25 protein-coding genes are annotated in these 24,258 nt (G+C 57.7%); 6 read left to right on the forward strand and 19 right to left on the reverse strand.

What is annotated here, in order from left to right; translation table 11 throughout:
- Nucleotides 1-52 precede the first annotated feature (52 nt).
- Entirely contained in the window at nucleotides 53-802 is a 750-nt protein-coding gene (locus ACO9S2_RS15045; protein WP_423723199.1) for an SDR family oxidoreductase, read from the forward strand.
- An 85-nt stretch (nucleotides 803-887) separates the two neighbouring features.
- Complete coding sequence (gene bioD, locus ACO9S2_RS15050) at nucleotides 888-1,637, forward strand: dethiobiotin synthase (RefSeq protein ID WP_423723200.1); 750 nt, start codon at nucleotides 888-890, stop codon at nucleotides 1,635-1,637.
- On the opposite strand, the gene thiE is transcribed toward bioD, so the two are convergent.
- A complete protein-coding gene (gene thiE, locus ACO9S2_RS15055; protein ID WP_423723201.1) occupies nucleotides 1,597-2,244 on the reverse strand; it encodes a thiamine phosphate synthase in 648 nt (215 codons plus the stop codon). The genes bioD and thiE overlap by 41 nt on opposite strands.
- 364 nt (nucleotides 2,245-2,608) lie before the next feature.
- On the opposite strand from thiE, the gene ACO9S2_RS15060 reads away from it, so the two are divergent.
- The gene (locus tag ACO9S2_RS15060; protein ID WP_423723202.1) at nucleotides 2,609-3,103 is read left to right on the forward strand and encodes a glycine zipper domain-containing protein; all 495 of its coding nucleotides are present in this window, start codon (nucleotides 2,609-2,611) and stop codon (nucleotides 3,101-3,103) included.
- 249 nt (nucleotides 3,104-3,352) lie between these two features.
- On the opposite strand, the gene accC is transcribed toward ACO9S2_RS15060, so the two are convergent.
- The 13 genes from accC to ACO9S2_RS15125 all read right to left on the reverse strand — a co-directional run bounded on the left by accC (nucleotide 3,353) and on the right by ACO9S2_RS15125 (nucleotide 16,631).
- Nucleotides 3,353-4,693, reverse strand: coding sequence for an acetyl-CoA carboxylase biotin carboxylase subunit (gene accC, locus ACO9S2_RS15065; protein WP_423723203.1), 1,341 nt, complete (start codon nucleotides 4,691-4,693; stop codon nucleotides 3,353-3,355).
- Nucleotides 4,694-4,726: 33 nt separating this feature from the next.
- Nucleotides 4,727-5,296, reverse strand: coding sequence for an acetyl-CoA carboxylase biotin carboxyl carrier protein (gene accB / locus ACO9S2_RS15070; RefSeq protein WP_423723204.1), 570 nt, complete (start codon nucleotides 5,294-5,296; stop codon nucleotides 4,727-4,729).
- Nucleotides 5,293-5,853: an elongation factor P gene (efp, locus tag ACO9S2_RS15075; RefSeq protein ID WP_423723205.1), complete on the reverse strand. Its 561-nt coding sequence runs from the start codon at nucleotides 5,851-5,853 to the stop codon at nucleotides 5,293-5,295. The genes accB and efp overlap by 4 nt, the downstream gene beginning before the upstream one ends.
- 46 nt (nucleotides 5,854-5,899) lie before the next feature.
- A complete protein-coding gene (gene aroQ / locus ACO9S2_RS15080) occupies nucleotides 5,900-6,397 on the reverse strand; it encodes a type II 3-dehydroquinate dehydratase (protein WP_423723206.1) in 498 nt (165 codons plus the stop codon).
- Nucleotides 6,398-6,509: 112 nt separating this feature from the next.
- Nucleotides 6,510-7,373, reverse strand: a complete 864-nt coding sequence (locus ACO9S2_RS15085) for a tetratricopeptide repeat protein (RefSeq protein ID WP_423723207.1) — start codon at nucleotides 7,371-7,373, stop codon at nucleotides 6,510-6,512.
- Between the two features lie 10 nt (nucleotides 7,374-7,383).
- Nucleotides 7,384-8,634, reverse strand: a complete 1,251-nt coding sequence (gene coaBC, locus ACO9S2_RS15090) for a bifunctional phosphopantothenoylcysteine decarboxylase/phosphopantothenate--cysteine ligase CoaBC (RefSeq protein ID WP_423723208.1) — start codon at nucleotides 8,632-8,634, stop codon at nucleotides 7,384-7,386.
- Between the two features lie 3 nt (nucleotides 8,635-8,637).
- A complete protein-coding gene (locus ACO9S2_RS15095; RefSeq protein WP_423723209.1) occupies nucleotides 8,638-8,997 on the reverse strand; it encodes a DNA-directed RNA polymerase subunit omega in 360 nt (119 codons plus the stop codon).
- Complete coding sequence (gene gmk, locus ACO9S2_RS15100) at nucleotides 8,990-9,718, reverse strand: guanylate kinase (RefSeq protein WP_423723382.1); 729 nt, start codon at nucleotides 9,716-9,718, stop codon at nucleotides 8,990-8,992. Before gmk ends, ACO9S2_RS15095 begins: the two co-directional genes overlap by 8 nt.
- Nucleotides 9,719-9,726: 8 nt before the next feature.
- A complete protein-coding gene (locus tag ACO9S2_RS15105) occupies nucleotides 9,727-10,593 on the reverse strand; it encodes a YicC/YloC family endoribonuclease (protein WP_423723210.1) in 867 nt (288 codons plus the stop codon).
- 8 nt (nucleotides 10,594-10,601) lie between these two features.
- Complete coding sequence (gene nth, locus ACO9S2_RS15110; protein WP_423723211.1) at nucleotides 10,602-11,264, reverse strand: endonuclease III; 663 nt, start codon at nucleotides 11,262-11,264, stop codon at nucleotides 10,602-10,604.
- Between the two features lie 26 nt (nucleotides 11,265-11,290).
- Nucleotides 11,291-12,784 carry a GTPase HflX gene (hflX, locus tag ACO9S2_RS15115; RefSeq protein WP_423723212.1) on the reverse strand — a complete coding sequence of 498 codons (1,494 nt, stop codon included), beginning with the start codon at nucleotides 12,782-12,784 and terminating at the stop codon, nucleotides 11,291-11,293.
- A gap of 209 nt (nucleotides 12,785-12,993) precedes the next feature.
- Nucleotides 12,994-14,085: a tRNA (adenosine(37)-N6)-threonylcarbamoyltransferase complex transferase subunit TsaD gene (gene tsaD / locus ACO9S2_RS15120; protein WP_423723213.1), complete on the reverse strand. Its 1,092-nt coding sequence runs from the start codon at nucleotides 14,083-14,085 to the stop codon at nucleotides 12,994-12,996.
- Between the two features lie 119 nt (nucleotides 14,086-14,204).
- On the reverse strand, nucleotides 14,205-16,631 hold the full coding sequence (locus tag ACO9S2_RS15125; protein ID WP_423723214.1) for an ATP-dependent Clp protease ATP-binding subunit: 2,427 nt from the start codon (nucleotides 16,629-16,631) through the stop codon (nucleotides 14,205-14,207).
- Between the two features lie 266 nt (nucleotides 16,632-16,897).
- Between ACO9S2_RS15125 and ACO9S2_RS15130 the strand changes: the two genes are divergently transcribed.
- The gene (locus tag ACO9S2_RS15130; RefSeq protein ID WP_423723215.1) at nucleotides 16,898-17,758 is read left to right on the forward strand and encodes an NAD(+)/NADH kinase; all 861 of its coding nucleotides are present in this window, start codon (nucleotides 16,898-16,900) and stop codon (nucleotides 17,756-17,758) included.
- A 24-nt stretch (nucleotides 17,759-17,782) separates the two neighbouring features.
- On the opposite strand, the gene ACO9S2_RS15135 is transcribed toward ACO9S2_RS15130, so the two are convergent.
- The 4 genes from ACO9S2_RS15135 to ACO9S2_RS15150 all read right to left on the reverse strand — a co-directional run bounded on the left by ACO9S2_RS15135 (nucleotide 17,783) and on the right by ACO9S2_RS15150 (nucleotide 22,660).
- Nucleotides 17,783-19,141, reverse strand: coding sequence for an FAD-dependent oxidoreductase (locus tag ACO9S2_RS15135; protein WP_423723216.1), 1,359 nt, complete (start codon nucleotides 19,139-19,141; stop codon nucleotides 17,783-17,785).
- A 173-nt stretch (nucleotides 19,142-19,314) separates the two neighbouring features.
- A complete protein-coding gene (locus tag ACO9S2_RS15140; protein WP_423723217.1) occupies nucleotides 19,315-20,778 on the reverse strand; it encodes a class II fumarate hydratase in 1,464 nt (487 codons plus the stop codon).
- 170 nt (nucleotides 20,779-20,948) lie between these two features.
- On the reverse strand, nucleotides 20,949-21,398 hold the full coding sequence (locus ACO9S2_RS15145; protein ID WP_423723218.1) for an Hsp20/alpha crystallin family protein: 450 nt from the start codon (nucleotides 21,396-21,398) through the stop codon (nucleotides 20,949-20,951).
- A 128-nt stretch (nucleotides 21,399-21,526) separates the two neighbouring features.
- On the reverse strand, nucleotides 21,527-22,660 hold the full coding sequence (locus tag ACO9S2_RS15150; protein ID WP_423723219.1) for a citrate synthase: 1,134 nt from the start codon (nucleotides 22,658-22,660) through the stop codon (nucleotides 21,527-21,529).
- Between the two features lie 372 nt (nucleotides 22,661-23,032).
- Here ACO9S2_RS15150 and ACO9S2_RS15155 point away from each other — a divergent pair, with 372 nt between their 5' ends.
- Nucleotides 23,033-23,422 carry a hypothetical protein gene (locus tag ACO9S2_RS15155; RefSeq protein ID WP_423723220.1) on the forward strand — a complete coding sequence of 130 codons (390 nt, stop codon included), beginning with the start codon at nucleotides 23,033-23,035 and terminating at the stop codon, nucleotides 23,420-23,422.
- 1 nt (nucleotide 23,423) lies between these two features.
- Here ACO9S2_RS15155 and ACO9S2_RS15160 read toward each other — a convergent pair whose 3' ends face one another.
- Nucleotides 23,424-23,792 carry a hypothetical protein gene (locus ACO9S2_RS15160; protein WP_423723222.1) on the reverse strand — a complete coding sequence of 123 codons (369 nt, stop codon included), beginning with the start codon at nucleotides 23,790-23,792 and terminating at the stop codon, nucleotides 23,424-23,426.
- A gap of 103 nt (nucleotides 23,793-23,895) precedes the next feature.
- On the opposite strand from ACO9S2_RS15160, the gene arsC reads away from it, so the two are divergent.
- The gene (arsC, locus tag ACO9S2_RS15165) at nucleotides 23,896-24,246 is read left to right on the forward strand and encodes an arsenate reductase (glutaredoxin) (RefSeq protein WP_423723223.1); all 351 of its coding nucleotides are present in this window, start codon (nucleotides 23,896-23,898) and stop codon (nucleotides 24,244-24,246) included.
- Nucleotides 24,247-24,258: the final 12 nt, after the last annotated feature.

The following is a 24,258-nucleotide window of genomic DNA, read 5'->3' on the forward strand; positions in this document are numbered from 1 at the left end:
GGCTGCTTTCATAATCCCCTTCCCTATGGCTTCCCCCAAACGGACAGGCTCAATGAAACGGAAATCCAGAGGAACGGGATCGGCACGCCCTTCCGTCCTGGTGACCGGCGCGTCAGGCGGCATCGGGCGGGCTGTGTGCCGGGCCTTTGCCGCATCCGGCTGGTACGTCGGCGTACACTACCATGGCAGAAAGGCCGAGGCGGAAAGGACCTTGCGCGCGGTTCTGGTCACGGGAGGAACCGGCGCTCTCTATGAGGCTGATATCCGGGAAGCTGAACCAGTTCGCCGCATGGTCGACGCCTTCTGCCGGCAAGCGCCTCCACCCTATGCCTTCATCTGCAATGCCGGTGTCGCAGCGAGCAGCCTTCTGTTGCGCCAATCGGACGACCAGTGGGCCGATCTGGTGCGGACGAATCTGACCGGCACCTTTCACTGCCTGCAGGCGATGGCGCCTCCCCTACTGGCTCAAGGCGGCGGGTCGATCGTCGTGATCGGCTCGCATGCGGGATTTAGCGGATCAACCGGACAAGCGGCCTATGCTTCATCGAAAGCCGGCTTGCTTGGATTGGTGAAGTCGGCCGCACAGGAATGGGGTCCGCAGGACGTGCGGGTGAATCTGGTGTTGCCTGGCTGGCAGCAGACCGGTATGTGCGAAGGCCTGAAGCTCGACGAGCGTGACTGGCAAGACCATACACTCCGCCGGCCGCCGGCGCTTGAAGAAGTCGCGCGAACAATTGTCTACCTGTCTCAGCTAAAGGATGTGTCAGGCCAGGTCTGGAATTGCGATAGCCGGCTCTTATAGGCGAGTGGCACGGGACAAGAGGCAATGGGCGGGAAGAATCTTCGCCCTCGCCTCTAGCCCATATATGACAGGAACGAAGAATTCGATGAAAGGCCATAAATATATCACAGCCGAAATGTTCATCACGGGGACCGATACAGCGGTCGGCAAAACGCTCGTGACTGCGGCTCTTGCCCAGAGCTTGAAAGAAAGAGGGCTTGATGTCGGGGTGATGAAGCCGGTCGAAACCGGCGTGGTGAAGGGCCGCCCCTCCGATGCCGATCGTCTTAAGCGAGCGGCGCATGTCTTGGATTCGCTCGAACTCGTCAGGCCCTATGCCTTCCGGCTTCCAATTGCTCCGCTCGATGCGGCGAGGACGGAGCGGAGAACGATCAAGCTCCATACCATCATGCGAGCCTATCGCGAGTTGCAAGCGCAGCACGATCTTCTCCTCGTCGAAGGCGTGGGCGGTGTGCATGTGCCGATTACCCCAAGGGCCGATGTGCTCGATCTGATCGAGACGATGAAGGTGCCGGTCCTTGTCGTCGGGCGATCCGGGCTAGGCGGAGTGAATCACGCCCTGCTCACGCTCAACGCCTTACGCGAGCGAAAGGTTACGATCCTCGCCTTGGTACTGAATCGGACAACGCCGGCAAAGGCCGCTATGGCACAACGCCAGGAACGTTCGACTGCAAGTCTGCTACGAGAAGCTGCCGGAGTACCCGTGATCGGACCACTCCCCTACTTGTCCGGCTTGGATGCGCGATTCGAACGAGCGGTAGAGAAGTTGGCAGCGAGGAGCGAGATGAAGAAGCTTACGAAGCTGGTGCTGGCATCTGCGAGAGGAAGTCGCTAACTGCGCGTTTGATATCCGGTGCTTTCAGAATGGCCGAGATGACGGCGACGCCGTTGGCCCCCGCGCGCATTACCTCCCCTAAGTTCTCCACTGTAATCCCGCCGATGGCGAAGATCGGTAGCGATGTAAGCCCAAGGATCGCCCGGAGCCCCTCGATGCCCACCACCGGATCGTGATCTTGTTTTGATCCCGGCTTAAAGATGGGGCCGAAGCCAAGATAGTCCGGCTTCCCGGCACTCGCGGCCCGGACTTGCGCCGGGTTGTGTGTTGAGATCCCGATCAACTTGTCCGGTCCCATGACCTTTCGCGCAAGATCCAGCGGCAGATCCCCTTGTCCCAGGTGCACTCCGTCCGCATCCACCGCTAGAGCCAGATCGCAGCGATCGTTGACGATAAAGAGCACGCCCAACTCAGCAGCAAGGTTCCTCAGCGGCAGAGCCTCTTCATAGGCCTCCTTCATCGAGGAGGTCTTATTGCGATACTGAAAGATCGTGGCTCCTGCCTTGGTTGTATCCCGAAGGATATCGACCAGAGAACGATCAGGACAGACGGAGGGGTCAAGGATGACGTACAGGCTGCTCAGTCTCGATCGGTTCGGGAAAGTCATAGGTGGCAAATTGTAGCGCGGTTCGCTTGTCTAAGACTAGCGCAGGACATGAAATGCTTGACCGGAGACCGATAGTACGATGTGGAGACAAAAATCGCGAATTGTGTACAAAAAGCGATTCACGGCTGGCCTGGGTTGAGCGCCTGTTGTTGACATGTTTCCGACTGTCACTCGACCGTTCCTGTCAGGCAGAGTCGGAATATTATGATTCATGTGGGTTTGAGGAGGTCGGCCAAGAGGCATCTCCGGGGATTGGAAATTTTCTTGATGGCACTCTCTTTGCTCAAGGAAGAGGGCTCTCGAATGCACATGTCTTTTTCATTGGAATGTGGACGGTGAACCAATTCACTACTGAGGAGGATCTATGGCAGACAGCAACATCACGATCAATTTATGGAAGCTCTCAACCATCGGGTTGCTAGGCATCGGCGCGACGGTATTGGTGACCACCTTCGTGCTGGGCCAGAAACATTCCGTGGAGACGGGGCTGGAAGCCAAAGTTCAGCCACAGACTGCCCCGGCGCAGAAGGTTCAACGAGCGAGTAATTCCACCGAACATGCAAGGCCTTCACAAACTGTGATTGAAGCTTGCAATAGATACGCGAATGAGCAAATGACCGACAAAACGACCGAAGTCGCAAAGGATGCGGGAATCGGTGCCGTCCTTGGCGCTGCGGTGGGCGCAGCCGGCGGTGCGATCGCAGATGGAGGGAAAGGAGCCGGCAAAGGTGCGGCGATCGGCGGCATCGTCGGCGCGACCGGCGGCACGCTCTACGGCCTGAACGAAAATAAAACGAGCGACGAACGATACAAAGTCCTGTACACCTCCTGCCTGCGTTCCAAAGGCTATTCCGCCTAATCGTTTCCCTCTCTCACGGGTAGAGCGGCAACGGGGAATGAACCGGTCAGGGGCTCCGTTGCCGCGCGCAGGGTTCTGGTTAGCGGAAAGCGTCCTCGTATAAACCGCCAGACAACGCAAGTATCTCTGAGACAGAGTCGCTCTCTCATCTCATTCTTCCTGGCCCGGTGCAATCTATCGACTGCCGGTTTGGATGAAATATCCAGAAAGAAGACGGAGAACACCCGCTGCTGTAGATAGCTAGGCGGGTCAGCTCGCCAGGAACCGTTCCAGGAATGTCGTGGAGACATGGCCCTTTTGGAAGTCGGGGTCGTCGAGGATGCGGCGGTGAAGCGGAATGGTGGTCTTGATGCCTTCGATGACGAATTCGTCGAGGGCGCGGCGCATACGGGCCATGGATTCCTGCCGGTCTCGGCCGTGCGTAATGAGCTTGGCGATCATCGAGTCGTAGTGCGGGGCCACGACGGCGCCGGTTTCCATGACGGAATCGACGCGCACACCGAACCCGCCCGGCGGGCTGTACTTGGTGATGGTCCCCGGAGACGGGGTGAACTTCTCCGGATCTTCGGCGTTGATTCGGCATTCCATGCTATGGCCGTTCATGACAACGTCTTGCTGCCGGATGGTCAGGGGAAGACCGGCCGCCAGGCGGATCTGCTCCTTGATGAGGTCGATGCCCGTGACCATTTCGGTGATCGGATGCTCGACCTGGATGCGGGTGTTCACTTCCATGAAGAAGAAGTTGCGGTCCTTGTCGAGGAGAAACTCGACGGTCCCGACGTTCCGGTAATGCGCCGCCTTGACGGCCTCGACAGCCACCCGCCCCATTTCTTTTCGCAGTTTTTCATCCACCGCCGGCGACGGGGTTTCTTCCAGGAGCTTCTGGTGCCGCCGCTGGATGGAACAATCCCGCTCGCCCAGGTGGATGACGTGGCCGCGATGGTCGGCCATGACCTGTACTTCGATATGGCGCGGTTCGAGAAAATAGCGTTCGAGATAGACGCTTTCATTCCCGAATGTGGATTTGGCTTCGGCCTGTGCAGCTTGGAATGCGCGGGCCAGGTCTTCGGCTTTGTTGACGACGCGCATACCGCGTCCGCCCCCGCCGGCTGTGGCCTTGATAATGACGGGAAAGCCGATCTTCTGCGCGGCCTGCAGGGCCTCTTCTTCACTCTTGAGTTGACCCGGGCTGCCGGGCGTGACGGGAAGGCCGCGCTTCATCACAATTTCGCGGGCCTTGGCTTTGTCGCCCAGCATAGCGATGTTCTCAGACGAGGGGCCGATGAATTTGATGCCGATGGATTCGCACACTTCGGCAAAGTGGGCATTCTCGGACAAGAATCCATAGCCTGGATGGATGGCGTCGGCGCCGGTGATTTCAGCGGCGCTCAGGACGTTCGGAATATTCCGGTAGCTCAGGGCGGCTTCTGCCGGCCCCACGCACACTTTTTCGTCGGCCGCGCGCACGTGCAGACTCGCGGCATCGGCCTCCGAATGGATGGCGACCGTCTTGATGCCGAGTTCCTTGCAGGCGCGGATCACCCGCAGGGCGATCTCTCCACGATTCGCAATAAGGACTTTCTTGAACACGCAGTGGCTCCGATGTGGCTTGGATGAGGCGGTCTACTGGGTAGCTTTCGGATCGATGAGGAAGAGCGCCTGGCCGTACTCGACCGACTTGGTGCTTTCGGCCAGGATCTTGACGATGCGCCCGTCCGTTTCGGATTCGATCTCGTTCATGAGCTTCATCGCTTCGACGATGCAGAGGACCTGCCCCTTCTTCACGTAGTCGCCCTCTTCGACATAGGGATCGGCGTCGGGGGACGGAGACCGATAGAAGGTGCCGACGATCGGCGAAGTAATTGTCATCATCCCGGCCGTCTCTTCGGCCGACGGCCCGGCGGAGGAGCCTGGCTGGGTCGATTGTTGTGATGATACCGGCGCGGATTCCTGAACAGAGGACGTCACGGTCTTGACGCCGACTTCGTGCCGGACCCTGATGCGGACACCCTGCCGCTCAAGTTCCAACTCGGTCAGATTATTCCGGCGGAGCAGATCGATGAGGTCCTGAATCTGCTTGGTTTGATTCCCCGTGAGCAACGCATCGGATGCCGCCTGCCCACCGGGAAAGGTCTGCGGCAGAATAATCGGACGGCCCTGTTTCTTTGAACGTGTCGGCCGCCGCGTGCTCACCGGACACGCTCCACATAGGATCGGGTGCGGGTGTCGATTTTAATCACGGTGCCTACCTCCAGATAGAGGGGAACTTTTATGGTGGCCCCTGTTTCGACCACGACGGGCTTGGTTCCGCCGGACGCCGTATCGCCGCGCACGCCCGGTTCGCCGTCGACGACTTTGAGTTCGATGAAGTTCGGCAGTTCCACATCAATCGGCCGATGTTCATAGACCAGGATCTTCACGATCATGTTTTCTTTGATCAGGTCGGCATTCTCGCCCAGCTGGCTCTTGGGAAAGGTCAGCTGGTCATAGGCCTCGGTATCCATAAAGGTATAGTCGTCGCCTGTGGCATAGAGGAACTGCATTTCCCGTTCTTCAAGGTCCGGCTCTTCAAACCGTTCACCCGAGCGGAACGTGCGTTCCACCAGGTTTCTGGACAGATAGCTCTTGAGTTTGGTGCGGACGAAGGCGCCGCCTTTGCCCGGCTTCACATGCTGAAAATCCACGATGTAATACGGTTCGCCTTCAACCATCAGACGAACCCCGCTGCGAAAATCAACAGTCGAAATCACTCCAGACCCCCTTCATCCTGGCACGGTGAATCTATGTGCTCGTTGATCAGATACCCCGTCGAGTACGGCGGGGCTGTTTCGATCCTGTTCTTCCCGCCTTGGTCCCCTGTGCCGCCAGATGCTCCGCCAGGCCGCGCAGAGCCAGCGTATACCCTGTGGGACCGAATCCAGCGATCTGTGCCAGCGCCACACCGGCGATAAATGACCGGTGCCGGAACTCTTCCCTCTGGTGGATATTCGAGAGATGGACTTCCACGGTCGGCACACCGACGGCGGCCAGGGCATCCCGAATCGCGATACTGGTATGCGTGTAGGCGGCCGGATTGATAATGATGCCGTGATATCCTGTGCGCGCCTCCTGGATCCAGGTGACCAATTCGCCTTCCGCATTGGATTGGCGGATATCGACCTCAATACCCAGTTCTTCAGCCAAGCTGGAAATGGAGGCATCGATGGCGTCGAGGCTGGTCGAGCCATAGATGGATTGTTCTCGGGTCCCTAGCAGATTGAGGTTAGGGCCATGCAAGACAAGGACACGAACCATGTCAGGTACGAATCGCCTCCGACGTAAACACGAGGGTTGCAAGCTTGTAGTCAGCGAGCAGCGGGGGGCATTCTAGCAGCCCTCTCAGAACGGGTCAAACCTCTGATTAAGATTAAGAAATTAACGCGGTCTGGCCGGTGGAGGGCCGGTCGAGTCGCCGCGCTTGAATTGTTCGAAGCCACTGTTCGAGTTTCTGCACGGTGGCCCGGCGGCGAACCGACTGCGATGCATTCGCTGTTGCGAGTGTGGCTTTTGGGGTCACGGGCCCATCCCCCTGAAATACCTGGTCGGCAAGGCAGTCCGATTCGGCCGGCACGATTGGATCGCTTTGGTTGTCGGAGAAGGCAACTGACGCGACTCCGGTATCTGCCGGAGTGGTCAGATCAGCATGGCTGATTTCCGCCGCGTGCAGAACCGGCTGCGTCTGGGTATCCGCTGCTTCGACGGAATCCTCGGAGAACTCACGAGGCGCGAGAGATGCGGGAATGTCCGCCTCAGCCTTTTCGGCTTGTGCCTGAACTGGGCCGGCTAGGGTCGATTTTTTCCCGGGTTTCTCTGACAGGCCCAACGATGCGCGAAGCGATAACGACTCCTGATCAGAGGGATTTGCCACAAGAATGACGTTACAGGAACGAAGCGCCGCTTCTTTCGCCCCTTCGGCCACGTAGATTTTCGCGAGGGTTCGATGGGCACGAAGATTTTCAGGGCTGATCTTCACCGCCTCTTCGAGGATCGCCTTGGCTTTGGTAGGTTGCCCCAACTGGTCGTAGGCCCGTCCCAGAGCCACCATGGCGGTGATAAAGGCGGGATAATACTTAAGCCCGTCTTCGAGTACGCCCGCCGCTTCCGCCCACATGCCGGCTTTTCCATACTCCTCAGCCAGCGGAATAAACGCTTTTGATCCTGGATCTTTTGCCAGGGCCAGCGCAAGCCGATCAATTTCGGCTGCATTTCCGGCGTGTGATCCTGAAGCCATCGTCGCCTCCTTAGGATACGGATGTCGGCGAGTTGGTACCCTGTATAGTCCTGGGGAATTGTACAATGGCGGAAAGAATATCGTGAGCCATTTCTGATTTTAATCTCAGGCTCAATGGCTGTTGCTCCCCGGTACGGGAGAGGATCACGGCGGCATTCCGGTCACTGCCGAATCCCGCCCCCTTTTGAGTCACGTCATTGGCCACAATCAAGTCCAACCCTTTGGCGACCAATTTTGTCTGGGCATGGGCCAGGAGGTTTTGCGTTTCCGCCGCGAACCCCACCAGAATTTGCGACGTTCGCTTGGCCGACAGCATGGCCAGAATATCGGGAGCCGGCTCCAGTTCGAGAGTCGGAGCGGCCTGTGCGCCCTTTTTTAACTTGTGCAAGGCTACTTCTTTGGGACGGAAATCTGCGACAGCCGCGGCCATCACCACAACTGTGGACCATTCGAAATGGGCCGACATTGCAGCGGCCATCTCCTGAGCGGTGGTCACATGAATCACCAGAACTCCCGCGGGCACAGGGAGTGATACGGGGCCGGTAACGAGTGTGACTTCGGCTCCCCGGTTTCTCGCCGCTTCCGCAAGCGCGTAGCCCATCTTTCCCGATGAACGATTGGAGATATACCGGACCGGATCGATGGCTTCCTGGGTAGGACCTGCTGAAATGAGCACCCGCTGCCCCTTGAAGTCGAGCCGCGGAAGCAGCGCCTGCTCAACAGCCTCACGAATACGGAATTCCCCGGCCAACCGGCCTTGCGCAATCTGTCCCGAGGCCAGGGGGCCTTCTTCCGGATCCAGGATAATGGCACCGCGCGACCGGAGCGTGCCGACATGCTCCTGCACAGTGGGGTGGGTCCACATGTCGCCATCCATGGCAGGCGCGATGATCAACGGACACCGTGTGGTCAGCAGCATGGTGGACAGCACGTCATCGGCCAGTCCCACCGCCGCCTTTGCGAGAAAACTTGCCGTGGCCGGGGCCACGACGATCGCATCGGCCTGCTCGGGGATAGACAGATGTTTCATCTCATGATGGGCTTCGAAGAGATCGGTCGTGACGGCCTGGCCGGATAAGACCTCAAAGGTCATCGGCGTCACAAACTTGGTCGCCGCCTTGGTCATCACGACGGAGACCGAGGCCCCTGCCTTCGTCAGAGCGCGGAGGAGACTCACCGCCTTATAGGCGGCAATGCTGCCGGTGACACCCAGCGCCACCCGCTTGCCGATCAATAGGCGCGATTGCCTGTCGCCGTCCAACGATTACTCCTCAGCTTCCTTAGCGACCGGCGCCACGGTGTCATCGACATAGACGCTCAGCTCTTTCTTGATTTCGCGGGCGTCTTCGCCCGTCATCATCGCCAGCCGTTCGCTTTCGCCTTCTTTGCCGCGTTTCGCTTCCTTCATCGCGTCGCGGGCCTCTTTGCCGATCAGGTACTTCACTTGTCCACGCAGCACTTCATCCAGCGCACACGTGGTTTCTTTGGCGAACCGCAGCGGTCCTGATGGTTTGGCGCCCTGAATCAGGTGCTTGGCCCGCTGGGCGGCGATGATCACCAGCCGGTGGCGTGAATCGAACTGGCCCGTCGCGTACTGCGGCAGCAAATTGAGCATGTCAATCATGGTGAACGGTACTCCCTTTGGTAGTGGAAGAGGCGTCGCGCTCTCCCGATTTGGATTCTCTCTCGAGGATAAAATTCTGTTCGAGCCAGTTCATGTCGAGCCGTTTCGTCTTCAGGCGCTCTGCGAGAAACACGCTTTGCAACTCGCGCAAGGATTGCGCCAGATCGTCGTTCCGGACAATGTAGTAGTACTCGCGATAGCTCCACACCTCTTCTTTGACCTTTTGCAGCCGGCGCATAATTTCTTCGGGAGTATCGGAGGCTCGACTCTGCAGTCTGCTACGCAGCGTATCCATCGATGGGGGAAGGATGAAAATATAGACGGCATCCTGGACCTTTTTTTTAATCTGGAGGGCGCCCTGCACATCGATCTCGAGCAGCACGTCGATCCCCCGCTCCATCTTGTCCATCAACGCTTTCCGGGGAGTGCCGTACCAGTTGCCGTAAACGTGGGCATACTCCATGAACTCATTTTTCTCGACCATGCCCTGGAAGATTTTCTCTTCGATAAAAAAGTACTCTCGTCCGTTTTCCTCCCCGGGACGGGGCTGGCGGGTGGTATAGGAAACAGAATGCCAAATCCCCGGAACGGTCGTCGCAATTTGTTTACACAGGGTGGTTTTGCCTGTTCCCGACGGAGCGGAAATGATAAAAAGAATGCCCCGACGCTCCGGGGTATGATGTCCCTGTTCGGAAGTTGCTGTCACACCATTAGTGGTCATCGCCGTTGTCATTCCACGTTCTGGATCTGCTCTCTGATCCGTTCAAGTTCGGCCTTCATCTGGACGACCGAAGAAGTAATGGTGAGGTCGTTGGCTTTGGAGCCGATGGTGTTGATCTCTCGTCCCATCTCCTGGATAAGAAAATCCAGCGTTTTCCCGACGGACTCCGTGCTTTGGAGAGTCTGCTCAAACTGTATCATATGTGCATCCAGTCTGACCAATTCTTCTGTAATGTCACTGCGATCGGCAAAGACCGCCAATTCCTGATGGAGTTTGGCCGAATCCGGCACCTCGCTCGATAACAGTTTCTCGACCCGCCCCTTCATCCGGTCGAAGGCTTCCTGTGCCACATGAGGCGCTTTAGTCGCCACCTGGCCCTTCAAACCTCGCAAGATCTCGATGCGTGCCTGAATGTCATTGGCCAGGAGCGCCCCCTCCTTCTTGCGCATTTTGGCCAGGTCTTGAACGGCCTGGGTGGTTAACTTGGTGACCAGCTTGGCGAGCTGCGGGTCGTCGGCCGGTTGGTCGGACATGGTGATGACATCGCGAAGACCTGCCAGCAGTCCAACATCAATCGCGCCTTTGAGCTTCAGGGTGCGCTGAAGTGTCCGAAGGGCTTGATGGTACTGTTTCGCCAGGACAGCGTCAACCTGCAAGGAGCGTGTTCCCCCCCGCCCGCCTTGAATAAGCACAGTGAGATCGACCCGGCCTCTCCGGCAATGGCCTTGAATTGCTTTTTTGAAATGCTCTTCGAGATGGCTCATCGATTTCGGCAGACGGATGCCTGTCTCCAGAAACCGGTGGTTGACCGACCGGATCTCGACTGTAACGTGACTGTCTTCCCATGTGCCCTGTCGCCGTCCGAATCCAGTCATGCTCGTAATCATCGCGGCACCTTTCCTTTCCAATGGCATTCGGCATACAGACAGCATTCAGCACACCGCGGCTTCCTGGCCAGGCAGACGTAGCGTCCATGCAAGAGCAGGCGTTGGGACACATCGGTCCACTGTGATTGGGGGAATTGGCGTTGCAGATCATCCTCGATCGTTTCCGGATCGTCCGATGTCGTGAGACCTAAACGATTGGCAACCCGTTTGACATGGGTGTCCACGACGATGGCCGGCTTTCCAAAGGCCGTTCCCAGCAGTACGTTGGCCGTCTTGCGCCCGACTCCGGGAATCGTGGTCAATTCCTCCATGTGTTGCGGTACGATGCCGCCAAATCGTTCATCCACTGCCCGGCCACATCCGATCAAGTGCTTCGCTTTACTTTTGTAGAAGCCGGTGGACTTGATCAGCGCTTCAAGCTCAGCCTGAGTGGCAGCGGCAAAATCCCGGGGGGTCCGGAATCGCTTGAACAACACAGGAGTGACTTGATTCACCCGCTGGTCCGTACATTGGGCTGACAGTATGGTGGCGACCAGGAGTTCCCATGGTGAGCGATGCGTCAATTCCATTCGGGCCACGGGCATCTGCTGAACTAAGATGCGTGCGATTCTCGCAGTTCGGTCCGGCGAGGTTTTGGAGCGAGCAGATCTGGCGTTCATGGACGATGGGGACAATTGTGCAGCGGTTAGACAGGAGATGCAAGCGCCGGCTCGGGGTGATCCGAGGGAGGGTGCGCGATATCCTGCCCGCTCATCATCGCATGCACACGGGTCGCCAGATGTTCGATCAAGGGTTTGACCGTGGCGGGATTCAACGCTGAAATCCCGATGGCTTGATAACGACGGCAGAGAGCCTCGGTTTGCTGGGCCGGGAGCCGATCGCACTTATTGAAGATGAGGACTTGGGGAATTTGCGCCAGACCAAGCTCCTGGAGAATGTCCAGGACAGCCTTCATTTGCGCATCAATATCGGGTGCGCTCGCATCGACAACATGCAGCAGCAGATCCGCTTCGTTCAACTCCTCCAGCGTGGTGCGGAAGGCGCCGACAAGTTCTTGCGGCAGGTCGCGAATGAACCCCACAGTATCAGTCACGATCACTTCCCGATCCTCCGGAAACCGCAGGCGGCGGCTGGTGGTATCCAGCGTTTCAAAGACCCGGTTTTCCGTCGAGACCTGACTTTTTGTCAGGACATTCAGCAGCGTCGATTTCCCGGCATTGGTATAGCCAACCAGCGAAAGCACGGGAAGCCCCTGCCGTTCACGCCGGGCACGGCGCTGATCCTGATGGCGGGCGAAATCTTTGATCTCCCGCTCCAAGTGCGTGATGCGATCGTGGATGCGCCGGCGATCCGTCTCCAGCTTGGTCTCACCGGGTCCTCTGCTGCCGATCCCTCCTCCCAACCGGGAGAGTTGTGTGCCGTGACCGGAGAGACGCGGAAGCAGGTAGCGGAGTTGGGCGAGTTCGACTTGCACTTTGCCTTCCCGACTGTGCGCCCGCCTGGCGAAGATATCCAAAATCAGCTGGGTACGGTCGATTACTTTGATATCGGTCATCTCTGAAATCGCCCGCGCCTGGGCAGGAGAAAGCGTTTGATCAAAGATTAGCATATCCGCGCCCTTATGCAGGGTTTGTATCAGTACTTCTTTCAGTTTTCCGCTCCCGAGCAGATAGCGCTGGTGACCGGCGGGAATGCGCTGAACCATTTTATCCACAACCGTGACTTCAGCGGAGTCCGCCAGCTCGGCGAGTTCAGCGAGGCGATCTTCCTGCTCGGCACGCCCACGTGAAGAGGCGCTGACCAACATGGCGGATTCCTGTTTCTCCCCCACCGCGTGGTGCTTCAGTGCCTGCTGGATGTCGGCTTCAAGTTCTTCAATGAATCGATCGAACTCGATCTGGCATTGCTGGAACGACGTCGGTTTGAGAATCGTACAGAGCTGGCCGCTGCCATTCGGCGGAAGGAGATGCGCGAGATAAAGATTCCCGGGAAGGCCGTCTGAGTCGACGGACAGTACTCCCATGAGGTCGAGGCGCAGGTAGGCGAGATCTGTCAGGTCCTCCTGACTCAACGGCCGGTCCTGTAATTGGGTCCTGATAAGTCTGAGTCCCCGGAGCGATCGAGGACCGGTCCTGAATTTCGCCTGCGTGGTGGGCGATAAGACCATCTCCGTTCCCACAATTATTTCCTGCACCACTCCCCGTCTGGTGAGGAGGAGCGAGATCGGGCGCCGGATTTCGAGCGACAGTTGCGCAACCGCTTTGGCGAGTTCCGGGGAAAGAATCTGATCAGCGGGAACGCGGCGGCGATAGAGTCGTTCGATGGCGGCGACGTGGCTGGCCCGGAGTCCGGTAATCTGTCCATGGATGTCAGAAATAGGAAGCCTCGTTACCGTCCGGCCCGGGCCATGTTGACATTTGCACGGGTACCGAGCCTGAGTGTTGGGAAAATGTCGATATCTCTACTGATCTCTTGACCGCTGAGCAGCATTTGCCGCCCGGCAGAGGCGATCATGGCCGCATTATCGGTGCAGTAGGCCATCGGAGGCAAGGCGAGTCTGACGCCTTCAAGTCCCGCCCGCTCTGTAAGGAGTGCGCGCAGCCTGGAATTGGCTGAGACCCCACCCACTACCGCAAGAGCTGTCGTGCCGCAGGATCGAACGGCAACAAAGGCTCGATCCACTAAGACTCGTACGATAGCCTCCTGGTACCCTGCTGCCAGATCGGCAGCCTGTGCGCTGCGCGCCGATGCCTCCATGTCACGCAGCCGGTATAGGAGTGCGGTCTTGAGGCCGCTAAAACTGAATTCCAAACTGCTTTTCCGCAAACGAGACAATGGAAATCGAATGGCTCGTGGATTGCCCTGTTTTGCCACACGATCGATCGCGGGGCCGCCTGGATAGTCCAGGCCGAGCATTTGCGCTCCCTTGTCGAACGCTTCACCGGCAGCATCGTCACGGGTGCATCCGAGAAGGGTATTCCGGCCGTCGGCCTCTCGGCGATACAAATGCGTATGCCCCCCGGATACCACCAGAACGACGCAGGGAAGGGGAAATTCAGGGTCGGCCAACCAGGCCGAGGCAATATGGCCTTCAAGATGGTTCACTCCGACCAGAGGAAGCTTCATCCCGTACGCGAGCGCTCTCGCGTAGTTCACCCCGACCAAGAGGGCTCCGGCTAAACCAGGCCCCTGTGTGACTGCGATCGCGCCGAGATCGTGCCTCGTCAGACCGGCCTGGACCAGTGCCGACCTGACGACGCGATCAATTATTCCCAAATGGGCGCGTGCTGCCAGCTCCGGAACGACGCCGCCATATTTCCGATGGACGGCATCCTGTGAGGTGACGACGTTTGAGAGAACACGCCCGGTCTCGTCGAGGACGGCAGCAGACGTTTCATCGCACGAAGATTCGATCCCAAGTATCGGCCGCGGGTGCCAGGGTGTGGAGAGAGTGGCCTCTCTCGTGAGTCTAGACGGCATGCCGGTTAATCATAACAACCTAGCGCTCTGAGGAGAAAGAAGACACCCCCTGCGGCTTGTAGCCGCAGGGGGTGCCGCGTGATGCCAACCTGTGCGAGACGGTGTCCACGGGCTTGTGCTTAGACGCCGGCCATCGCCTCCTGCTCGATGAAGGTGGGAGCGCCATCCCGGAGCACCACCTTGATCTTCCGGCTCTCCTTGAAGCGGCCCTTGATGAGCTCGTCGGAGAGCGGATCTCCGATCGCGCGCTGAATGGTGCGCCGCATGGGGCGTGCGCCATACAGCGGCTCATAGCCTTCCTTGATGAGCCACTGTTTGACTTCGTCGTCGACCTCGATCTCGACGCCCTTGTCAACAAGGCGCGTATTCAGCTCGCGTAGGAGGATGTCCAGAATGCTGTTGAGGTGCTCCTTGTCTAACTGATGGAAAATGACGATCTCGTCGATCCGGTTCAGAAACTCAGGGCTGAACGAGCGGCGCAATTCGCCGAAGACCTCTTCCTTCTTCTTGCGAGCCTGTTCCCCGTCCGTGCTCTGAAACCCGAGCGAGACACCCTTCTGGATCATCTTTGTCCCGATGTTCGACGTCATGATGACAACGGTGTTTTTAAAGTCCACTTTTCTGCCCAAGCTGTCGGTCAGCACGCCGTCATCCAACACTTGAAGCAGCACGTTGAACACGTCCGGATGGGCCTTCTCAATTTCATCGAAAAGGACCACCGAATACGGACGGCGGCGGACTTTTTCGGTGAGCTGGCCGCCCTCCTCATATCCCACATACCCCGGAGGAGCGCCGAACAGTCGTGAACTGGTAAACTTTTCCTGATACTCGGACATATCCACCCGGATCAAGGCGTCCTCACTGTTAAAGAGGAATTCCGCCAAGGTTCGCGCCAATTCCGTTTTTCCGACACCAGTCGGGCCAAGGAATATAAAGGAGCCGATCGGCTTCTTGGCCTCCTTGAGCCCGGCACGCGAGCGACGGATGGCACGGGAGATGGCCGAAATCGCCTCATTCTGGCCGATGACGCGTTTATGGAGAAATTCCTCCATCCGGAGCAACTTATTGGATTCCTCTTCTTCAAGCTTGAAGAGCGGAATACCGGTCATCTTCGAAACCACGTAAGCCACATCTTCCTTGGTGATCGTCGGTTTATTCTTTTCCTGGCTCTTTTTCCACTCGCGTTTCGACTCTTCGAGCAGCTTCCGCAGCCGTTCCTCTTCTTCCCGATGACGCACGGCTTCCTCGAAATTCTGCATCGAGATCGCGAGTTCCTTGTCGCGGGACACCTTCTTCAACTCCTGCTCCATCGCCTTCAGCTCCGACGGCAGCGCGTAAGTCTGAAGTTTGGCACGCGACCCGGTCTCGTCGATCAGATCGATGGCCTTATCCGGCAGAAACCGGTCCGTGATGTACCGGTCGGAGAGCTTCACCGCTTCAACGATCGCGTCCTCGGTAATTTCGACGCCGTGATGCTCTTCGTAGCGGTCCCTCAATCCCTGGATGATGCTCACGGCCTCGTCCAGGCTTGGCGGCTGGACATGAATCGGCTGGAACCGCCGCTTGAGCGCGCCGTCTTTTTCAATATGCTTCCGATATTCATCCAGGGTGGTGGCGCCGATGCACTGGATCTCCCCGCGGGAAAGCGCAGGCTTCAGCATGTTGGAGGCGTCGATTGAGCCCTCGGCTGCGCCGGCCCCCACAAGGGTATGAAGCTCATCAATGAAAATGATGATATTGCCGGCCTGGACGATCTCTTTCATCACCACTTTGAGCCGCTCTTCGAATTGGCCACGATACTTCGTCCCGGCAACCAGTGAGCCGAGATCCAAGGCGATGACCCGGCGCGAAAGCAGATTGTCCGGCACTTCCGACTGCACGATTCGCTGGGCTAAACCTTCGACGATGGCGGTCTTGCCGACGCCCGACTCCCCGATCAGCACCGGATTGTTCTTCGTTCTGCGGCTCAGGATCTGGAGGACTCGTTCGATTTCGTCGGCCCGACCGATCACCGGATCCAGCTGGCCCTCCTGGGCAAGTTGGGTGAGATCGCGCCCGAATTCATCAAGTGCCGGCGTGTTGCTCTTCCTGTCACGCTCACGTGGCGCGGATTTCCTGAGGAAGGTGACGGTCAGTTGCCTGGCGGTCAGCAGGTTGGCCCCCAGACTGCGCAGAATCTTTCCACCGATCCCCTCTTCTTCACGAAGCAATCCCAGGAGAAGATGTTCGCTGCCGATATGATTGTGGCCGAGAAGCCGGGCTTCCTCGACACCGTATTCAATGACTTTTTTGACGCGAGGGCTGAAGGGAATCTCCCCGAAGGTCATAGTGGTTCCGCCACCGGGCAGATTCCGCTCGATTTCAAGCCGGATCTGCTCCGTAGAGAGCCCCATTTTCTTGAGGATCATAAGAGCGATACCATCGGATTCACGGAGAATCGCCAGGACGAGATGCTCCGTCCCTAGGTAATCATTCTGGTGTCGCTCGGCTTCCTCTCGTGCGAGGATGATGATCTTCCGACCCTTGTCCGTGAATCGTTCGAACATCCTGCCTCCTTGTGGTATACGCTGGTAATAGGTGTGTTCGCGCAAACCTATGAAAAACCTTGGTCTGATTGTAACCAGAGGTCTTTTGAGTGTCAAGGTTCGGCGCGAATCGCACGGCGGCATGAAATGCCTCTGGAGACGAGGGGTTGCTACTCGATGATGAACGGAAGAACGGTCTGTGTCGCGTTGACAGAAAAAGAATCGTCCCTATACAATCCCGCACCTTTCACGCTGTCCCATCATCAACGGCTCGCTGGACACTTCTCATGAAAAGCAAAAGTATCGGCATTCTGATCAAGCCCAAGTTTCCAGAGGTCAAGGCCACGCTGCAGAATGTCGTGAACTGGCTGCGGGCCAGAAGCATTGATGTTCTGCTGGATACCACTTCGGCATCGCTCCTCGGTGAGCCGGGGGGAATACAGAAGACTCAGCTGGCGGGAAAGGCGGACGTTCTGCTCGTCCTTGGGGGTGACGGAACCATGCTCAATGCCGCGCGGCTGGCGGGCGAGCGGAGCATCCCCATTCTCGGCGTCAATATGGGAGGGCTGGGGTTCCTCACTGAAGTGCGTCTGGATAATCTCTACCCTTCACTCGAACGGGTTTTCGCCAACGATTATGTATTGGATGAGCGGCTCATGTTGAAGACGCATATCCATCGCCATGGCGAAACAGTCGCGCAGGGGGGTGTATTGAACGATGTCGTAGTCAGCAAGGGGACTCTGGCCCGGATGATCGAGTTGAAGATTGCGATTCAGGGCGAATTCGTCACGAACTTGCGCGGCGACGGATTGATCGTGACCACCCCGACGGGATCGACGGCCTACTCTCTTTCGGCAGGCGGTCCCATCATCGAGCCGGCCGTGCAGTCACTCATGCTCACCCCCATCTGTCCCCACACGCTCACGCATCGCCCGTTAATCGTGCCAGCTCACGCTGAAATTGAAGTGACGCTCACCAGCAAGGATGACGGAGCTATGGCCACCATGGATGGACAGGTCGGCGTGGCGCTGTCCCAGGGAGACTCCGTGGAGATGAAAGTCTCAGAACACCGGACCAGGCTGATCCGGTTTCCTGAGACTCGCTACTACGATGTATTACGAGAAAAGTTGAAATGGGGGGATGGGTAAATCCAATTTCTCTTGCAGAACCGCTTACCGAGTCCGTTGCTCAATGAACTTGAGCATGTCCTGGTTCGTGGCGTACTTAAACTCTCCGATACAATCGGTCGCACCGCTGTGGGCCTTCTCTGCCGCATCGAGCGCCTTCAGACCGGCAAGATCGACCGGATGGCTCTTGCGCTCCTTTAGAAGCGCGTTCAGTTTATCCAACACGGATTTCGCAGAAGACGGGTTGCCGGATGGGTTGGTATCCAGATAGCGCGTGACGACTTCCGCACACCACTCCCCGTCCCGCTTGGCCACGCCGACAAGTCCTTCGCTCGCCTTTCGTGCCCACCCCGCGAGGAACACGCCCTCTACCACTTTTCCCGAGGCTTCGTCATACGCCTGAAAGAGCGCATCGTCAGGATCGTTGTTCGTCTTGTTGGGATTGGTCACATACACGCCGCCTTTATAGGGCAGACCGACTGTTTCATCGACTCGATCGCCCACGGCGAAGACGACGGCATCGCAGGGGAACTCATAGTACTGTTTCAACCCGACCGCCGCCGTATCGTTGCCTTTGGGCTCCAGCTTATTGTCTTCCATCTCCAGTCCGCGCACGCGATTGTTTCCATCCACCAGGATCCGCTTGGGCGAGGCCAGAAACTTAAAGCCCATTTTGGTCTCGCTGACTGCGGGTTCACATTTCGTAAATTCGTCCGTCAGTCCTTTCAAGACTTCGTCTGCATTCTGTCCCACCGCCGCAAGACGATCCTTGATACGCGCGACTTCCGTGGTAATCCCTTCGACATCCATATTCGCGCAGACCGACCGAATCTCTTTCGGATTGTATTTCCTCTCAAGCGGACCGCGCCGCACAATCGCCGTGACCCGATCCACCTTCTTGTAGCGAATGAGCCAATGGGCAATATCCACCATCACGTCACCGGCACCGATCACCGCCACATGCTTCCCCATGTCGAATGGCCGATCGCCGAAACCCGGCAAGCGGTTGAAGTGATAGACGACATCCTTGGCGTGAAATACACCCTGAGCTGAATCGCCTTCCACACCGATCGCCTTCGTGCCCTGCGCACCAATGGCAAACACGACTGCACTGGCCCCGAGTGCACGAACATCTTCGACACTCAGATCCTTGTCCTTGCCGATCGACACATTCCCGAAATAATGGACGTTCGGCTGTTCCAGCATCTCCCAATATTGTTTCTTCAATCCGCCACGCAGCTTCAGCTTGGCCGGGAAAATACCGTACTCAGCCAGTCCGCCGAACTTGATGTCGCGATTCAAGATAATGACTTCATGGCCGGCCTTCGCCAGCATATTCGCAGCGGCCATCCCGGCTGGTCCGGCTCCGGCCACAATAATCACGTGCTTGCTCTGTGCGCTCATGCGATGTTCCCTGGGAAAAGTGGATAGAAAGTGCCTAGAACCCCAACAGTTTCGCGGACATTAGCATAGAGCGTTTTGGGGTGTCAAAGATTCCGTGTGATAATCCTCGGCGTTCTGAGCCGTCCCTTTTTGATCCATGGTCAACACAGCACCACACCCTTCCAGCCTCCGGCTTATCCCCCCGCACTCCCTACCGGTCCCCCTGGCATCGTCATGCGCCAGGGATCGAGGAGTTCGGTGAGGCGCTTGTCTGAGAGCACCTTTTGCTCCTTCGCCACTTCACGGACGGTCTTGCCGGACTTATAGGCGTCCTTCGCGAGTTTCGCGGCCGCTTCGTAGCCGATCTCCGGCGCCAGAGCAGTACACATCGCCAGGCTTTCCTCGATCAGGCTCTTGCAGCGTTCTTCATTCGCCTTGATGCCTTCGATGCACTTCGCCGCGAAGTTATTTGAAACCGTGGCAAGCAATTCGATGGATTGCAGCAGATTATAGGCCATCACCGGCAACATCACGATCAACTCGAAGTTGGCTGCCTGTCCGCCGATGGCGACCGTCACGTCATTGCCGATCACCTGCGCGCAGACCATCGTGACGGATTCTGCGATCACGGGGTTCACCTTCCCCGGCATAATGGAGGAACCCGGTTGCGTCTCCGGCAGATTGATTTCTCCTAATCCGCAGCGCGGGCCTGAGCCGAGCCAGCGAATGTCGTTGGCGATCTTCATGAGGCTCACGGCAAGTGTCCGCAGCTCCCCGCTCGCTTCAACCAATGAATCCTGAGCCGACTGGGCCTCAAAGTGATTTTTGGCTTCTTTGAACGTACAGCCGGTTTCTTTGGAAATGATCGCCATCACTTTGGAGGAAAACCTGGGATGGCAGTTCAATCCGGTACCGACAGCCGTCCCGCCGAGCGCCACTTCGCTCAGGGCGTCCTGAGCACGCCTCACCCGTTGAATACCAAGTTCAATCTGGCGCGCATAGCCGCCGAATTCCTGCCCCAACCGGACCGGCGTGGCATCTTGCAAATGAGTGCGGCCGATCTTGACGATCTTGTCGAACTCTTTGGCTTTGCGATCGAGCGCCTTGTGCAAGCGGGTCAATGCCGGGAGAAGTTCCCGCTGCATCAGTTCCCCGGCCGCGATATGGATGGCGGTGGGGATGACGTCGTTGCTGGACTGTCCCAGGTTCACGTGGTCGTTGGGATGTACCAGCTTGCTGCCGCGTAAGCCGCCCAGAAGTTCGGTGGCCCGATTCGAGATGACTTCGTTCGTATTCATGTTGGTGGAGGTGCCGGATCCGGTCTGAAAGATATCGACGGGAAACTCAGCGTCAAGCTTGCCATCCACCACTTCCGTCGCGGCCTGTCTGATCGCATCCGCCTGTTTCTTATCAAGGAGACCCAGCGAGTGATTCACCGAAGCTGCCGCGCGTTTGATGAGCCCCATCGCCCGGATCACTGAGCGCGGCATCCGCAAGGAACTGATCGGAAAGTTTTCAATCGCCCGGGCGGTCTGGACTCCGTAGTACGCGTCCGACGGGACGGCCAACTCACCCATGGTATCTCGTTCGATGCGGGTGCCGACCGGAGCCGTGTGCGTTGAGGCCGCTGCGGACTTCTTACCGGAAGACTTCTTCATAACCTGATCTCCTCGCTAAAGAGTCGTGTGGACAAAAGGACCGCGCATCTTAAACGGTTGCTGCGTGGAAGCTCAAGAGTATTGGAGGCAGGAATGCGGAGTCCGACCCGTACAAAAAAAGAAAGGCCCGCCGGAGCGGGCCTTTCATCAGAGCACTGGCATCGGGAGATTTACCCGACTTTCACTTCGATCGCGCGTGGTTTCGCTTTTTCCGACTTCGGGATGTGAAGATTCAGCATCCCGTCCTTGAATTCGGCCTTCACCCCGCTCTCGTTCACCTGATCCGGCAGAGAGAAGCTCCGGAGAAACGTACCGTACGACCGTTCAATCCGGTGGTATTTCGTCGTCTTCTCCTCCTTCTCCTGACGGCGCTGTCCCTGAATGGTCAGGACGCCCTCTTCCAGGGTCACTTTCACATCCTCTTTCTTGACCTCCGGGAGTTCCGCCTTGATCAGGTACTCCCCGTCGGTTTCACTGATATCCACCGTGGGCACCCAGTCGGCGACCGTCAGCGTTTCTTTGCCGTTCGTACGCACCGCGGGCCGGGCAAACATGCGATTCAACCGGTCCGACACATCTTCAAGTTCACGAAACGGATCCCAGCGCATCAGTGCACTCATGGCAAACCTCCTGTCAGAATTTTCCGCACGTTAATGATGGTGTAAGCCGGCGCGCGCCTGTCATTCTGCCTGGACGAAAGATAATTTCGACTCCGGGAGAGTCAAGGGGAAGGGACGAAGATCGATCGCTAGCGTTGGGCCAGCGGGACATAGGGGCGGTTGTGTTCCCCCGAGTAAATCTGATCGGGACGGAACAACTTGTTTTCTTGAAGCTGCTCCAGCCAGTGCGCCAGCCAGCCGGACACGCGGGCCATGGCAAACAGCGGGGTGAAAAGATTCACATCGATCCCCATCTTGTCATAGATGATGCCGGAGTAGAAATCGACGTTCGGATAAATCCCTTTCCCATTGAGCGACTCCCCTGCCGTCCGTTCCACTTCCAGCGCGATCGTGTAGAGGGGCGAAGGACCGCATTCCTGGAAGAGACGTTCGCAGAGCCGTTGCAGCACCGTCGCGCGTGGATCTTTCACTTTGTAGACACGATGGCCGAAGCCCATGAGTTTTCGCCTGGCCGCCAATTGCTGTTCGACATAAGCCTGTGCGTGGTCTGGGCTGGCGATTTCCCTGAGCATCTGAACGACTTCCTCATTGGCGCCTCCGTGCAGCGGCCCCTTCAAGGCACCGATCGACGACGCGACGACTGTATAGGGGTCGGCGAGCGTGGAGGCGGTGACGAGGCCTGTAAAGGTCGAGGCATTCATCGTATGTTCGGCATGCAGGATCAGACAGTCGTCGAAGATCTCTTTCCAGAGCGGATGGGGCCTACGCTCCGTGAGCATATAGAGGAAGTTTTCGGAGAACTCGAGATCGTCCTGCGGCGGGATCGGATCATCTCCATGCCGCAGTCTCGCCCAGGCGGCGACGATGGTGGGGAGCTTCGCGATCAGCCGCACGGCAGACCAATAATTAGTCTCCGCATCTTTCACCTGCCGTCCCGGATAGAACATGCCGAGCGCGGCCACTGCCGCCTGCAACGCGTCCATCGGATGGCCGTGTTCCGGAAGACATTTCAAAAGATCGACGATACGGAATTTGACACGGCGATGATGGGAGATATCACTCGTCCATTGTTCCAATTGCGATGCGGCTGGCAAGCGGCCGAACAGGAGAAGATAGGAGGTTTCCAGGAAGGACGATTGTGCGCAGAGTTCCTCGACACGAATTCCACGATACTCGAGCACACCCTGCTGACCATCCACATCGCTGATCGAGGAGGTGGCGGCCGGCACTCCCGCCAACCCCGGCATGAAATCGTGTGGCATGCGACGACCTCCGGAAAATGATCGACACAAATCGCTTCCTGGCTACAATACCATGAAATAGCCGTCCAAGGAGCGCCTGTCCTTGAATTGATCCCGGTCGATTGGCATACTGTCTTCCACGCGCAGATGTTTCAGGAGTCTCAATGTTGCGAGTCTTGTTGATCTTGGGAGTGTTGGTCCTTGTGCCGGCAGCCATTGTCTTTTGGCGCACACGGGATCGTACGCCCGTGGCTCCCGCGCAGACAGGACCGCCTTCACGAACGGTCGGAACGAGCACCATCGGACACGGCGGACCGGTTTCACCGGAGCGATCGGCCGTTTCCCCACCGATCGGCATTGCACAGCCGGAGGGGCCGGGGAGAAATCCATAACATGCGTCTTTCGCTGACCCTCCTGGGATGTCTGCTGGTCGGATTGGGATGCGTGGGAACGGGCTTGGCCATGGCCGAGGAAGACCAGTTGGCCTATGCCGTGGTGAGCGAAGCCCCTAAAGACAAGGCCAAAGTGCCGGCCAAAGTGGCGATCGACGGAACCGTCTCAGACATAAAGCTGCTGGCTTCAGAAACTATCCTTGGCAATCTGATCTGGAAGAAGCTGGAAATCTGCCATGCACTGAAACTGGAGGGACAGCGGGCCGGAGACGGGTTCCGTGTGAGTTCGGTGCGCGCAATCGATGCCTCACTTCTGCCCATGGTTCTGCAGGGATTTGCCGGAGACTGCTTGCTGAAAAAGGCGTTGGACGTCGCGCCGCTGGTGGATTAGTTTATCCGCGGCATTCGGGACAGTGCGTCGGCTCAACCTCTGCGTCGCGCTCTTCGGCGGTGAGGGAAAAGAGAATCTCGCATTGGGCACAGGGCCGGATTTCGAAATAGGCCACACCTTTGTCGTCGATTTCCGTCGGGAGCAAGAGTTCAATCGGATCATATCCGACCACCGCTCCATCGGAAAACTTCACCAGCGCAATGCGGTCGTTAAAAACTTCAAAGGTCGCCTCCTGTCCTTTCCGCTGCAGGAGATGGCCCAATACAAACACCGGCTGCCCCTTCCGCTTCGTGCGGAGTTCACGCAAGGTGTGGTGCGCGGACGTGGCACAGGAGAATTGCCCCGAAGAGCTGGTTCCAACAAGCGGCATAGGATTCACACGAGGGCCCAGTGAATGAAAACTTGACTGAGGTCTAGCACAGCCGGAAAAATGGCGTCAAGGCAGTCCCCACAGAAATGACAAAGGAGTGACCATGTCCGACATCACGATTTATCAAAAACCGACCTGTACCACATGCCGCCAGACTATGCAGTTGGTCCGTGACAGCGGCATGGACTTCAAGGCGATCAATTACTATGAGGAGCCGTTTACGAAAGAGTTACTCAAGGGGTTGCTGAAGAAAGCAGGACTGTCGCCCAAGGACGTGCTCCGCACCAAGGAGGATATCTATAAAGAGCTCGGCCTGGCAAAGAAGAATCTGAGCGACGACGAGCTGATCGCTCTGATGGTGCAGCATCCCGATCTCATTCAGCGTCCCATCGTGGTGAAGGGCGATACGGCCATCCTCGCGAGGCCCGCGGAGTCGGTCAAGAAGCTGCTCTGATCACAGCGATGA

Origin of the sequence: Nitrospira sp. NS4 (assembly GCF_049546785.1) — a bacterium.
GTDB lineage: Bacteria > Nitrospirota > Nitrospiria > Nitrospirales > Nitrospiraceae > Nitrospira_D.